Source organism: Brevundimonas intermedia (genome assembly GCF_027922165.1).
Taxonomy (GTDB): Bacteria; Pseudomonadota; Alphaproteobacteria; order Caulobacterales; family Caulobacteraceae; genus Brevundimonas; species Brevundimonas intermedia.
The window spans coordinates 111,947-124,891 of the sequence record NZ_BSFD01000010.1 but is presented as its reverse complement, the minus strand read 5'-3'; the positions used below and the strand labels follow the sequence as shown (position 1 = coordinate 124,891).

Here is a 12,945-nt window from a genome sequence, read left to right as displayed (position 1 = left end):
GACTACCATGCAAGCGAGCGGCGAGGACGAGGACTGGCGCGAGGATTGCGCGCCCCGGCGGGTGCTGGAACTGTTCGCGACCAAATGGACCAGCATGGTTCTGCACACGCTCCATGCCCGTCATGGCGGGTGCGCGAGGGCCGGCGTCCTGCTGCGCAGCCTGCCGGGCGTGTCCAAGAAGATGCTGACCCAGACGTTGCGCGAGATGGAGGTCAGCGGCCTGATTAGTCGCCATGTGCTGGAGACCCTCCCGCCCGCCGTGGAATACCGGCTGACGGACCTAGGCGTGCGGTTCGTGGAACCGGTCGAGCTGCTCTATGCCTGGGGGCGGGACAATGCGGAGGCGCTCGACCAACTGGCCCCGCGTCCGACCTCGCGCAGAGGCTAGGACTCAGTCCACCGCGCGACATTGCGTCGGCTGGCGGCCCTCGACCGACCAGGTCGCCAGGACGCCCTTGCCGCGCAATTCGACGTTGGAGGCGCGGTACCAGATGCCGTCGGCGGCGCGCTCCTGGTACAGGTCGATGGCCTCGCCGGACGAATTGCGGATGGTGGCCATCTGGCGGGGGTTGTCGAAATCCACCGACAGGCGCTCGCCATTGTCGCACAGATAGACGGTGTGGACGACGCGGTTGAGGGTACGGTCCTGGATCTCTGCGCCGGTGCGCTGGCGGGCGGTCTGGGCCTCGATGGCGCGTTCCTTGACCTCGTCGCCGGTGCTGGGCGCGGTGTCGGGGTCGGGACCGCAGGCCGTCAGGAGAAGGGCGGCGGCGAGGCCGCTGAAGACGATCGACGGCGGCAGGCCCGGTTTGGACAAGGCGACACTCCTGATAACGGCGCCGCTTGGCGCGGCGATCTAACGTGCGCCGTTCGCGGCCGTTCCCCTCCGTTGACGGAAGAAGGATTTCAGCAGGGCGGACGCCTCTTGCGCCAACAGACCCGAGTCCGTCGCCGGGCGCCAGTGGCAGGTGGGTTGTTCGAACAGGCGGGGGCCGTGGAGCACCGCCCCGCCCTTGGGATCGTCGGCGGCCCAGACGACGCGGCCGATGCGGGCGTGGCTGATGGCGCCGGCGCACATGGCGCAGGGCTCGAGCGTCACATAAAGGGTCAGGCCGGTCAGTCGGTAGTTCTCCAACGCCGTCGCCGCGCGTCGCAGGGCGACGATCTCGGCGTGGGCGGTGGGGTCGTGCGCGCCGATTGGGCCGTTGGCGCCGGTCGAAATTACCTCACCTGAGGCAGGATCGACAAGAATTGCGCCCACAGGCACCTCTCCTGCGTCCGCCGCCGCTTGCGCTTGGTCCAGCGCCATGCGCATGAACCGCTCATCATGGTCCGCCATACAGACGACAACGACAAGAAGCCCCGCGCCCGTCAAGACGAACGGTCGCCTCGGCCCTTTAAATCCTCCGGTCCTCGCAAGAGCGGTGACGGGAAGACCTCCTTCGGCGACAAGCCGCGCAGCCCTCGCGAAGACGGCCCCAAGCGGTTCGGCGACAAGCCGGACCGAGGCGACCGGCCGCGCGCCGGCAAGGACGGCAAGCCGTCGTCCGGTTCGGGCAAGTCCGACACGCCTCTGCGCGCCGAGCGAATCGCCAAGACCATGGCCCGCGCCGGCATCGCCTCGCGGCGCGAGGTCGAGCGGCTGATCGGCCTGGGCAAGGTGGCGGTCAATGGCCGCATCCTGGACACGCCGGCCACCCTGGTGACGCGCGACGACGTGATCACGGTCGACGGCAAGCCCATCGGTTCGACCCAGGCGACGCGGGTCTGGCGCTATCACAAGCCGGCCGGCCTGCTGACCAGCCACAGCGATCCCACCGGACGGCCGACGGTGTTCGACGCCCTGCCGGCCGGTCTGCCGCGCGTGATCTCGGTCGGACGGCTCGACCTCGCGACCGAAGGCCTGCTGCTGCTGACCAATGACGGCGAGCTGAGCCGGGCGTTGGAATTGCCGGCGACCTCGCTGGTGCGTCAGTACCGGGCGCGGGCGCGGGGCAAGATCACCCAAGCCCAACTGGACGCGCTGAAGGACGGCGTCGTCGTGGACGGCGTCTCCTATGGCCCCATCGAGGCGACGCTGGACAAGGCCAAGGAGTCCAAGTCCGAGGACGGCAAGGCCCCGGCCAATCTGTGGATCTCGGTCTCGATCACCGAGGGCAAGAACCGCGAAGTCCGCAAGGTGCTGGAGTCGGTCGGCCTAACGGTCAACCGCTTGATCCGCCTGGCCTATGGTCCATTCCGTCTGGACGTCCTGCCCATCGGCTCGGTCGAAGAGGTCGGGCCGCGCGTGATCCGCGAACTGCTGGCCGACTACATCCGGCCCGAGAACCTGCCGACCGGCAATACGGTCGAGACGCCGGCGCCCATCCCCGGCCGTCGGGTCTCGACGCCCATCGTCAAGGGACGCTCGGGCTCGGCCATGTCGGATCCGTCGCGCAAGCCCAGCCGCGTCCGCGCCGCTGAGACAGCCCAGGCTGATGCGGTCGAGCGCCGCGAGCGCCCGCCGAAGAAGGAAGGCTGGGCCAAGGCCGCGCCCAAGACCGGCCATCCGAAGAAGAGCTTCAAACCCCGCGAAGGCGCGCCGACCGACGGCGAACGCCCGGCCCGCACCTACAGGCCGCGCGAGGAGGGGGATCGTCCCGCCCGCGCCTTCAAGCCCCGTGAGGGGGCTCCGGCCCGCAGCAGCGACGGGCCCAAGCGCGAGTACAAGCCGCGCACGGCGGGCGCCGACGCGGGCAAGCGGGAGTTCAAGCCCCGCGGCTTCGGCGCGGCCTCGCCCAGCGGACGCGAAACGCGACCGCCGCGCACCGGCGGCGGCAAGCCGGCCGGGCCTTCGGGCACTAGCGGCCGCGCGCCGGGGGGCAAGCCCCGCACGCCCCGGAGCTGAGGCTTGCGGATCGTTGCGGGAAGCCTGAAGGGCCGGGCCATCGTCGCGCCGGAGGGGCAGGGCACGCGCCCGACCTCGGACCGGGCGCGGCAGGCCGTGTTCAACGTGCTGGAACACGCCGCCTGGGCCGAGAGCCTGAACGGCGCGCGGGTCATCGACCTGTACGCTGGATCGGGCGCCCTGGGCTTCGAGGCCATCAGTCGGGGCGCGGGCTTCTGCCTGTTCGTCGAGACTGACGACGGGGCGCGGGGCGCGATCCGCGAGAACGCCGACGCCTATGGGGTGATGGGCCGCACGCGTGTTCATCGGCGCAGCGCGACGGACCTGGGCGTCCGGCCCGGATCGGACGGCGAGGCCTTCGACGTCGCCTTCCTGGACCCGCCCTATGGCAAGGGTCTGGGGGAGCAGACGCTGGCCAGGCTGATCGAGGGCAACTGGCTGAAGCCCGGCGCCCTGGTGGTGTTCGAGCGCGGGTCAGACGAGCCGGACATCGACACCCCCGGCTATCAGCGGCTGGACGCGCGGGACTATGGCGCGGCGCGGGTGCTGTTCCTGCGGGTCGGGGCGAAATAGACGGAATCGACTCGAATTTTTTTGAGTCTATTTTCGTCTATTCTGACGCCGGCGAAGGCCCGTCCTGAGGCGGCATGGGCAGGAGCCGAGCCTCTTCCTCCGTCTCCGGCTCCTCCTCGGGCGGCGTGACCAGGTAGGCCACCCTTTCCATCGGCGTCATCTCCTTCGTCCAGAGTTCTCTGATCTGGACATGGGTCTCGCTGAGTTCAATCCACAGCCGGCGCCAACGCCGCGCCTCCACCGCCTTGCCGCCCTCCAGCGCCTCGATGAACCTCAGACCCGCCGTCTTGATCTGGGCCTCGAGGTCGATGTCGGAATAGAGGGTGAGATCCGCCTCGCCCGGCGGCGGCGGAACCTGATCGCAGCGCCGCCAGCCATAGCGGCGCGCGCGCAGGCGAAAGGACGCCAGGCCGAGATCATAGCGGCGGCATACGGTTTCGGCGCTGGAGCCGGCCAGATAATCATCCCTGGCCTTGGCCCAGGTTTCAGCGGGTCGGGTGCGGTAGAGGCGGGTCATGAAACGGACCCTAGAACGTCGTTACGTCAGATTCGGTCGTCGGCCTCAGTCTCCGAGGGTTCCACCGCCAGCGCCTCCAGCGCCGCCTGATGCGCCGCCATCCGACGGCGGCAGCGGCGGGCGTGGCGCAGGTAATAGCCGATGCAGATCACCAGGAAGCCGAACACCCCGGCTGTGACGGCCCCGATATGTCCCCGCGCGGGATCGACCGTCGTCAGGATGACGCCCTGGAAGATCATGGCCGCGACGCTGATCGCCACCCCGGATAGAGCCCAGCGATAGCCGGTGCGGGCCTGGCCCAAGGCCGAGCGCAGCACGGCCTCGGGCGTCTCGGTCAACAGGCCGGGATGACCGCGCCGCGACCACAGGGTCAGGCCCATGGCGAACAGGACGAAGACCAGGGCGGCCCCGGCGGCGGGCAGGGGCACGCCGCGACGCACGGCCCAGGCCATGACGCCCAGCACGACGACCCCGCCGCTCATCTCCAGCCAGAAATTGAGCCGCGCCAGTCGGTCGCGGCGGCGTAAGGACTGGAGGAAGCCGGCGTCCAGGCGGGGTTCGGGATCGGGGGTCTCGGTCCAGGCCTGGGTCAGGTCGGTCCAGTCGTCATCAGGGCGGGTCATGGGCGGACCTCTTGGGACGGTGTGGGGTTCAGCGCCTCGCGCAGCGCCGCCTTGGCGCGGGTCAGGCGGATGGAGACGGCGTTGGGGTTCATCCCCAGCATGTCGGCGATCTCGGCCGGGGCGAAGCCTTCCAGGGTCAGCAGGGCCGGCTGGCGCAGCGACAGGGGCAGGGCGCGCACCGCCTGGCCCAGCCGGTCGTGCAGATCCCGCGTCTCGGCCGCCTCGTGCGGGGTGGGGGCGTCCGAAGGGGCGGCCTCGTCCAGGGGCTGGCGGCGCGGCTCGGCCGCCTCGCGGGCCACATGGGTGACGGCGCGGTTGTGGGCCACGCGGGCGATGAAATGGCGCAGGGGCGCCTCGCCCCGGTGTTTGGGCAGGGCGCGCCAGACGGCCAGCAATATGTCCTGCTCCAGCTCGCGCCGCCGCTCGCGATCCGCCTCATAGGCCGAGGCGATGCGGCGCAGCATGCCGCCGTGCTCGGCCAGCAGGGCCTCGAAGGTCTGGTCGCGTCCCAAGCGCGGCGGTCTCCGTGAAAAAATCGTCGGTCGGGATGAAAGACTCAGGAACCGGGCGAGACTTTCAGGTCAGGCGTCGAAAAACAAAGGAGTTCGCCATGACCATTGAGACGGGGACGATAGAGACGCCGAAAAAGGGCGTGCTGACGCGGGGCAAGGGGTTCTTGAAGGTGCTGGCCCTGCTGCTGCTGGTCGGGGCGATCTGCGCCTGGATCGGCCTGGGGATCGGCCTCTATCTGGATGTGGATCGCGGCGCGCGCATCACCCTGGCCATCGTCGCGGCGGTGACGACCGAGGCCCTGTTCTGGACCACGGCGGCCCTGCTGGGGATGTCGGTGGTCGAGGCGCGCAAGCGCATCTGGCGCAAGATCACGGGACGGGGGACGCCCGAAGCCGCGCCGCCAGCTGTTCCGCTGCAGCCGTAACCTCGGCCCAGGTGACCTCGAACCCGGCGTCGTCGCCGAAATAGGGATCGGTCACGGCCTGGCCCTCGCGGCCGGGCACGTGGTCGAGCAGCAGGCTGAGTTCGGCGACCGCGTCGGCGGGTTGGATGCGGCGCAGATTGGCCAGGTTGTCGTGGTCCAGGGCGATGACGTGGGTGAAGCGGCGGAAGTCCGCCGGCGTCACCTGCCGGCCCTGATAGCCGGAAATATCGATCCCATGTTTGCGCGCCACGGCCTGGGCGCGCGGATCGGGCGGATGGCCGACATGCCAGTTCCCCGTGCCGGCGGACTCGACGATCAGATCGAAGCGCAGGCGTTCAGCCTCGGCGCGGAGGGCGGCCTCGGCGAGGGGGGAGCGACAGATGTTGCCGAGGCAGACGAAGAGGATGGAGCGGTCATGCCCTAGGCGTATGTTTTCGGAGGAGATGCTTTGATCCGACGAATTGATAAATTTACGCATAGGTCCAAGCTTGTCTGTAAAACTGGAGAATATGTAGTTCTATGATGGTAGTCAGACTACTCTGATCAGTCGCTCCTGAACGCTAAGGAATTCCATGGCCGCCATCGCGATCGTAATTGCCAGTGCCGACTACGCTCGACTGTCTCCACTACCTTGCTGCGTTGATGATGCAGAGGCGATTTCGACACTGTTGAGCGCCACCGGACGTTTTGATGATATCCACCGCTTTAATGATTTGGACGCGGCGGGATTGAAGGCGCAACTGCGAGCGGCACTTGAGCCTGTGCCATCAGCGTCGGAAATATTCTTCTACTTCTCAGGTCACGGGCACAGCGAGGACGGAGAATTTTTCTTTTGTCCCAAAGACTTCGACGCGCGGAAGCCCAATGCTACGGGCCTGTCCAATGCAGAATTACATGCGCTCCTGCGTGAGACCTCACCAGAACTGGTAGTTAAGGTCATTGACGCCTGCAGCTCTGGTTCGCTTCTGGTCAAATCAGGAGGCGATTTTCTGCCAGCAGATAAGGGTGGCCTAAAGAACCTAGTTCAAATCGCCTCTTGTATGGACTCTCAAACGTCGCTCACAGGTGAGCCATTAAGCGAGTTTACAGAGCAATTCTGCTTAGCAGTAACGCAGAAGACAGAAGGTTCTGTATACTACACCGACATAGTCAGTGAAATTCGAGATCGTTATATCAATGATCGAGATCGAACACCACATTTTGCGTTTCAATTCTCTGCTCGAGAGACGTTTACTGACGACGCAAGCGCGTTTGATGATTTTCGCGCTCGATTTGAAATTGAATGGAGCTCAAAACGGTCTGTTGCATTAAACATTGTCGATAGCGCTGTTCCGTCTGCTGTCTTGTCCAATCCTGTTAGCCTTTTGGACCTATTGCGCGAAACTGACGAAAGGCTCGCTAAGCCAGAAGAAGTGACGGCCACCATAGGTGCATTGTTTGATGGTCTCAGAGCTCGACTAGAGAGTGAGGACTTTGCTGATTACTACGAGACCAATGCCGCAGAGAGCTCGAACTTTGATGACACTGGATCTCGCAGTTTTATGATTCGGGTGCTGTCACAGCAAAAGCGGTCGGACAATTTCGTTACTGCTACAATTACGCGAGAGCACAAGCGTAATAACCGATTAGCGACTTTGACCGCATCTTTTGCAATGGGGTTATATGATGACGACCAAATCGTTGAGCATTGGGACCTTCAGCTAAATATGAGCTTGAAGCGGGCGCAGATTACATTCACGCTTACTCCGTATTTTATGGCCCTTCAAAAGATTAAGTTAGTCGTGACTTGCGCACCAAGCCTGGAGCGCTGTTTTGTGTTCGAGTTGGCAACTGGACATCCTCGAACGGACTTTCAGGCCTTCGACTACGAAGGGGCTGAGTTAACGCGTCGGTGGTATAAGCAAGATTGGGGAGCAGACGTGGAATGGTTGGTCGAAAAGATAGTGAGCAAACTCAGTGAGACTGTTAAGTCGCAGTTATCTGAAGCTCAAGAACGCTTATCGATCTCGTAAATCACTAAATGTCCGCCTCTTTTTCACCGCCTCCCGAACAGCTTCTCCAGATCGTGCAGCTTCAGCTCCACATAGGTCGGGCGGCCGTGGTTGCACTGGCCCGAATGCGGGGTGGCTTCCATCTGGCGGAGCAGGGCGTTCATTTCGGGGGCGGTGAGGATGCGGCCGGAGCGGACGCTGCCGTGGCAGGCCATGGTGCCGCAGACCTCGGCCATCCGCTCCTTCAGCGACAGGGCGGCGCCGTGTTCGGCTAAATCGTCGGCGATGTCGCGGATCAGGCCCTGGACGTCCGTATCGCCCAGCATGGCCGGGGTCTCGCGCACCAGGACGGCGCCGGCGCCGAAGGCCTCGACGATCAGGCCCATCTCGGCCAGTTCCTCGGCGCGCGAGGCGACGCGTTCGGCCTCGGCCGGGTCCAGATCGACCACCTCGGGCGTCAGCAGGGCCTGACGGGTCACGGACCCCTCGGCCATCTGGGCCTTCATCCGCTCATAGACCAGGCGTTCGTGGGCGGCGTGCTGATCGACGATGACCAGGCCGTCGCGGGTCTGGGCGACGATATAGTTGGCGTGCAGTTGGCCCCGCGCGGCGCCCAGAGGGTAGTCGAGAGGGTCGATGGGGGCGTGAGGGGGGAAGCGTGGGTCGTGACTGGCGGCGTCGGCGGGCGCTTGCTGGGGCCAGGCGGGCCCGTCCCAGCTGGGTTCGACGCGGGCGCTGCGTTCGTTGAGGCCGGGCAGGACTTGGGCGGCGGCGGCGGGCTGGGACCAGCCGGTCCAGCCGCTGAAGCCCTGGGCCGACGGGGAGCTGGGGCTGTAGGCAGGACCGGTGGAGACGCCCGTGTGGGGCTGAAAACCGGCCATGGCGTCGGCGGCGACGGTGGTGGAGGCGCGGTGGCCGGCGGCGTGCAGAGCGTGCCTCAGGGCGCCGACGATCAGGCCGCGGACCAGGGCCGGATCGCGGAACCGAACCTCGGCCTTGGCGGGGTGGACGTTGACGTCCACGTACAGCGGGTCGATGTCCAGGAACAGGACGGCGGCCGGGTGCCGGTCGCGCGCCAGGAAGTCGGCATAGGCGCCGCGCAGGGCCCCTTGCAGCAGCCGGTCCTTCACCGGGCGGCCGTTAACGAACAGATACTGATGCGCCGCATTGCCGCGCGAATAGGTGGGCAGGCCGGCGTAGCCCGACAGGCGCACGCCGTCGCGCGCCTGGTCGATCAGCAGGGCGTTGGCCTCGAAGTCGCGGCCCAGCAGGGCGGACAGCCGTTTCAGCCGGCCCTCGTCGCCGGGGTGTTCGGCGGGCAGGCGTAGCGCGACCTTGCCGTCCAGCGACAGGGTGAAGGCGACGGCCTCGTGCGCCATGGCCTGGCGTTTGATCTCTTCCGAGATGGCCATGGCCTCGGCCCGTTCGGACTTCATGAACTTGAGCCGGGCGGGGGTGGCGTAGAAGAGGTCGCGCACCTCGACCCGCGCGCCGTGCGGGCCGGGGAAGGGGGCGGGGGCCAGGGGACGGGTCGCGCCGCCCTCGACCTGGATGACCCAGGCCTCGGTCTCGTCGCGGGACCGAGTGGTGATCGACAGGCGGGCGACCGAGCCGATGGAGGGCAGGGCCTCGCCCCGGAAACCCAGGGTGTGGATACGCAGCAGGTCCACATCGCCGGCGTCGTCGGGTTCCAGCTTGGACGTGGCGTGGCGTTCGATGGCCAGGGGCAGTTCGTCTTTCGGAATCCCCTTGCCGTCGTCGGCGATCAGGATGCGCGACAGGCCCCCGCCGTCGGCCTGGATCTCGATATTGCGGCCGCCCGCGTCCAGGGCGTTCTCGACCAGTTCCTTGATGGCGCTGGCCGGCCGCTCGACCACCTCGCCGGCGGCGATGCGATTGACGGTTTCGGGGGAGAGGCGGCGGATGGGCATCGGAGGGGGAAGATAGGGGGGCGGAGGGATTCGCGCCATTGATGGTTCGGGGGCAACCTTGTCCGCTTGCCATTGGCCTCCCTCTTTCGTCATTCCGGGCGAAGGGCCGCTTGGCCCGCAGACCCGGAACCCAGCGGCGCGCGAGAGCGCGAACCTGTCGCGGACTCGATCTTCAAACATTGTGCGGCGGATAGATTTCGCCTTCGGCGCCGCTGGGTTCCGGGTCTCCGCTGCGCTTCGCCCGGAATGACGAAAGGAAAACGGGCGACGAAAGATGGAGCGCAGCGCGTTGCCCGACTCCGCGTGGGCGGGTAGAGCGTTCGGCTTCTCCCGCCCAGCCGAAGTTCCAGACCATGCACGATATCCGAGCCATTCGCGAGAACCCCCAGGTTTACGTCGCGGGCTGGTCGTCGCGCGGGGTGGACGAGGCCGACGGGCTGGTGGCGGACATCCTGCGGCTGGACGCCGAACTGCGCCACGCCCAGACCACGGGCCAGGACGCCCTGGCCAAGCGCAACGCCGCCTCCAAGCTGATCGGCGCCGCCATGGGCAAGAAGGACATGGCCGAAGCCGACCGGCTGAAGGCCGAGGTCGAGGCGCTGAAGGGCGATATCGCGGCGGCGGCCGAGGTCGAGGCGCGTGTCGGCAAGGAGCTGCGCGACCTGCTGGCGGGGTTGAAGAACCTGGCGGCCGAGGACGTGCCGGACGGCGAGGACGAGGCGGGCAATGTCGAGGTCTCGCGCTGGGGCACGCCCCGCGAAGGCGGCCCGGCTAAGGATCACGCCGACCTGGGCGAGGCCCTGGGGATGCTGGACTTTGAAGCCGCAGCCAAGATGTCGGGCGCCCGGTTCGCGGTGCTGAAGGGCCAGCTGGCGCGGCTGGAACGGGCCGTGGGCCAGTTCATGCTGGACCTGCAGACGGATCAGCACGGCTATCTGGAGGTGAACCCGCCGCTGCTGGTGCGGGACGAGGCGATGTTCGGCACCGGGCAGTTGCCGAAGTTTGCCGATGACCTTTTTATCAGCTTCAACGGTGCTCAAAGCCTGACTGATTACGAGAGTATGGTGCGCAGGCATGTATTCTCTAGCGTTTGGAATGGCTCGCCCGAGCATGGTGCTGAGTTGATTTCGCGTGAAGTTGCTGCCGATCACGCACTCGACGTCACTGATGAGGACTTGGCTACCATCCTGGCTAGCCAGACAAATACCCGCTGGCTCATCCCCACCGCCGAAGTCTCCCTGACCAACCTCGTACGCGAGACTATCCTGTCCGAGGACGATCTCGCCACGCCGATGCGGATGACGGCGCTGACGCCCTGCTTCCGCGCTGAAGCGGGGTCGGCGGGGCGGGATACGCGCGGGCTGATCCGCCAGCACCAGTTCTCCAAGGTCGAGATGGTGTCGATCGCGCGGCCGGAAGACTCCGACGCCGAGCACGAGCGGATGACGGCCTGCGCCGAGGCGGTGCTGAAGGCGCTGGAGCTGCCGTTCCGGCGGATGCTGCTGTGCAAGGGCGACATGGGCTTCTCGGCCCAGAAGACCTTCGACCTGGAGGTCTGGCTGCCCAGCCAGGGGACCTATCGCGAGATCAGCAGCTGCTCGAACTGCGGGGATTTCCAGGCGCGGCGCATGGAGGCGCGGTTCAAGCGAGCCGGCGAGAAGAAGACCGAGTTCGTCCATACGCTGAACGGGTCGGGGCTGGCGGTCGGGCGGACCCTGGTGGCGATCATGGAGAACTATCAGCAGGAGGATGGGCGGATCGCGGTGCCGACGGTGTTGCAGCCGTATATGGGCGGGCTGGAATTCGTGGGAGCGGCCAAGTGAGCCCCTCTCCCATCGGGAGAGGGCTTGAGCGCACGGCGGCGCAAGCCGTCGTCCTTGCGCGAAAGGGTGAGGGGCACGGTGGTGCGGACTGGCCCACCGGCGGTCCCTCATCCGGCCCTGCGGGCCACCTTCTCCCAACGGGAGAAGGGAGCGTTGTGGCATGAGGATCCTCCTGACAAACGACGACGGAATCGAGGCAGAAGGTCTTGAATCCCTTGAGCGGATCGCGCGGACGCTGAGCGACGACATCTGGGTGTGTGCGCCCGCCGTCGAACAGTCGGCCAAGGGGCGGGGGATCACCCTGAGCGAGCCGCTGCGGGTGCATAAGCTGGGCGAGAAACGGTTCGCGGTGACGGGGACGCCGACCGACTGCGTCATCCTGGCGGTCAATGACCTGATGCCGGAGCGGCCGGACCTGGTGCTGTCCGGCGTGAACCGGGGGCATAATATCGGCGAGGACGTCAGCTATTCCGGCACGGTGGCGGGCGCCCTGCAGGGCATGGCCTTCGGCATCCGCTCCATCGCCCTGAGCCAGAGCCTGGAGCGGTTCCACGACGAGGTGGTCGCCCATTGGGAGACAGCCGAGGCCTTTGCGCCGGCGATCATCACCAAGCTGCTGGACCAGAAATGGGCCAATGGGGTGGTGATGAACCTGAACTTCCCTAATCTGCCGCCCGAACGGGTCGAGCAGATCGAGGTGACGACCCAGGGCTTCCGCGACGTGGGCGAGATGCATGCGGTGCGGCGCACCGACCTGCGCGGGCGGGACTACTACTGGATGAGCTTCCGCGGCGAGAAGCAGGAGCATGCCGAGGGCACCGACCTGAGGGCCATCGAGGCGGGGCGGATCTCGGTCACGCCGCTGCACATCGACCTGACCCATATGGCCAGCGTCCATGACCTGAAGAAGGTGCTGGGCGGGGCGCCGCCCAAGGCGGTGGTGAAGGCCGCATGAACCTGCACGACGACCGCGCCGGACGGCTGATCCTGTCGCTGCGCCAGCAGGGGGTGACGGACCCCCGCGTGCTGGGCGCGATGGAGAGCATCGACCGCGCGGTCTTCGTGCACGAGAAATTCCTGGATCAGGCCTGGGAAGACCAGGCCCTGCCCATCGACTGCGCCCAGACCATCAGCCAGCCCTATATCGTCGGCCTGATGACCCAGGCCCTGGACGTCCAGCCCCGCCACCGGGTGCTGGAGATCGGCACCGGCAGCGGATACCAGTGCGCGGTGCTGAGCCGGCTGGCGCGCTATGTCTATTCGGTGGAGCGGTATCGCAGCCTGCTGGTCGAGGCCGAGGCCAAGCTGCGCACGCTGGAGATCGACAATGTCATCACCAGACACGGCGACGGCGGTTTGGGCTGGGTCGAACAGGCGCCCTTCGACCGGATCATGGTGACGGCGGCCTCGCCCGGCGAGCCGACCGAACTGTTGAAACAGCTGAAGCCGAACGGCGTGCTGGTCGCGCCGGTGGGCCGGACCTCGGTGCAGATGCTGCACCGCTATGTCGGACAGGGCGACGGGTCGTTCCACCGCGAGAGCCTGACGGAGGTGCGGTTCGTGCCCCTGGTGGAGGGGACGGCGAAGGAAGGGTGAGGCGTTTCAACCACGCAGATGTGGGCGGTTCCGCCGTCACGCTTGAACCGGGGCGGTTTCAAACCAC

The 12,945-nt window shown here is 66.7% G+C and carries 15 protein-coding genes; 8 read left to right on the top strand and 7 right to left on the bottom strand.

Annotation, left to right across the window (positions count from 1 at the left end):
• The first annotated feature begins 7 nt into the window (after positions 1 to 7).
• On the top strand, positions 8 to 388 hold the full coding sequence (locus PKE72_RS13290) for a winged helix-turn-helix transcriptional regulator (protein ID WP_271165865.1): 381 nt from the start codon (positions 8 to 10) through the stop codon (positions 386 to 388).
• Between the two features lie 3 nt (positions 389 to 391).
• Here the strand turns inward: PKE72_RS13290 and PKE72_RS13285 are convergent, their stop codons facing one another.
• Together PKE72_RS13285 and tadA are read right to left on the bottom strand one after the other, a co-directional pair.
• Positions 392 to 817 (bottom strand): MliC family protein, encoded by a 426-nt coding sequence (locus tag PKE72_RS13285; RefSeq protein WP_271165864.1) that lies wholly within the window; start codon positions 815 to 817, stop codon positions 392 to 394.
• A 39-nt stretch (positions 818 to 856) separates the two neighbouring features.
• Positions 857 to 1,315 carry a tRNA adenosine(34) deaminase TadA gene (tadA, locus tag PKE72_RS13280; RefSeq protein WP_271165863.1) on the bottom strand — a complete coding sequence of 153 codons (459 nt, stop codon included), beginning with the start codon at positions 1,313 to 1,315 and terminating at the stop codon, positions 857 to 859.
• 12 nt (positions 1,316 to 1,327) lie between these two features.
• Here tadA and PKE72_RS13275 point away from each other — a divergent pair, with 12 nt between their 5' ends.
• Entirely contained in the window at positions 1,328 to 2,887 is a 1,560-nt protein-coding gene (locus tag PKE72_RS13275) for a pseudouridine synthase (RefSeq protein WP_271165862.1), read from the top strand.
• Between the two features lie 3 nt (positions 2,888 to 2,890).
• Positions 2,891 to 3,460 (top strand): 16S rRNA (guanine(966)-N(2))-methyltransferase RsmD, encoded by a 570-nt coding sequence (rsmD, locus tag PKE72_RS13270; RefSeq protein ID WP_271165861.1) that lies wholly within the window; start codon positions 2,891 to 2,893, stop codon positions 3,458 to 3,460.
• 37 nt (positions 3,461 to 3,497) lie between these two features.
• Here rsmD and PKE72_RS13265 read toward each other — a convergent pair whose 3' ends face one another.
• From PKE72_RS13265 to PKE72_RS13255, 3 genes are read right to left on the bottom strand one after another with little or no spacing between them, the layout of a single operon-like run.
• Complete coding sequence (locus PKE72_RS13265; RefSeq protein ID WP_271165860.1) at positions 3,498 to 3,977, bottom strand: hypothetical protein; 480 nt, start codon at positions 3,975 to 3,977, stop codon at positions 3,498 to 3,500.
• Between the two features lie 26 nt (positions 3,978 to 4,003).
• Positions 4,004 to 4,600, bottom strand: a complete 597-nt coding sequence (locus tag PKE72_RS13260; RefSeq protein ID WP_271165859.1) for a hypothetical protein — start codon at positions 4,598 to 4,600, stop codon at positions 4,004 to 4,006.
• Entirely contained in the window at positions 4,597 to 5,112 is a 516-nt protein-coding gene (locus PKE72_RS13255; protein ID WP_271165858.1) for an RNA polymerase sigma factor, read from the bottom strand. The genes PKE72_RS13260 and PKE72_RS13255 overlap by 4 nt, the downstream gene beginning before the upstream one ends.
• Positions 5,113 to 5,210: 98 nt before the next feature.
• Between PKE72_RS13255 and PKE72_RS13250 the strand changes: the two genes are divergently transcribed.
• Positions 5,211 to 5,537 carry a hypothetical protein gene (locus PKE72_RS13250; protein WP_271165857.1) on the top strand — a complete coding sequence of 109 codons (327 nt, stop codon included), beginning with the start codon at positions 5,211 to 5,213 and terminating at the stop codon, positions 5,535 to 5,537.
• Here the strand turns inward: PKE72_RS13250 and PKE72_RS13245 are convergent.
• Positions 5,482 to 6,015, bottom strand: coding sequence for a low molecular weight protein-tyrosine-phosphatase (locus PKE72_RS13245; RefSeq protein ID WP_271165856.1), 534 nt, complete (start codon positions 6,013 to 6,015; stop codon positions 5,482 to 5,484). The genes PKE72_RS13250 and PKE72_RS13245 overlap by 56 nt on opposite strands.
• Positions 6,016 to 6,109: 94 nt before the next feature.
• Here PKE72_RS13245 and PKE72_RS13240 point away from each other — a divergent pair, with 94 nt between their 5' ends.
• A complete protein-coding gene (locus tag PKE72_RS13240) occupies positions 6,110 to 7,549 on the top strand; it encodes a caspase family protein (RefSeq protein ID WP_271165855.1) in 1,440 nt (479 codons plus the stop codon).
• Between the two features lie 23 nt (positions 7,550 to 7,572).
• On the opposite strand, the gene mutL is transcribed toward PKE72_RS13240, so the two are convergent.
• Entirely contained in the window at positions 7,573 to 9,459 is a 1,887-nt protein-coding gene (mutL, locus tag PKE72_RS13235) for a DNA mismatch repair endonuclease MutL (protein WP_271165854.1), read from the bottom strand.
• A 353-nt stretch (positions 9,460 to 9,812) separates the two neighbouring features.
• Between mutL and serS the strand changes: the two genes are divergently transcribed.
• From serS to PKE72_RS13220, 3 genes are all read left to right on the top strand, one after another.
• Entirely contained in the window at positions 9,813 to 11,282 is a 1,470-nt protein-coding gene (gene serS / locus PKE72_RS13230) for a serine--tRNA ligase (protein ID WP_271165853.1), read from the top strand.
• Positions 11,283 to 11,442: 160 nt separating this feature from the next.
• The gene (gene surE / locus PKE72_RS13225) at positions 11,443 to 12,237 is read left to right on the top strand and encodes a 5'/3'-nucleotidase SurE (protein WP_271165852.1); all 795 of its coding nucleotides are present in this window, start codon (positions 11,443 to 11,445) and stop codon (positions 12,235 to 12,237) included.
• On the top strand, positions 12,234 to 12,878 hold the full coding sequence (locus tag PKE72_RS13220; protein ID WP_271165851.1) for a protein-L-isoaspartate(D-aspartate) O-methyltransferase: 645 nt from the start codon (positions 12,234 to 12,236) through the stop codon (positions 12,876 to 12,878). Before surE ends, PKE72_RS13220 begins: the two co-directional genes overlap by 4 nt.
• Positions 12,879 to 12,945 lie beyond the last annotated feature (67 nt).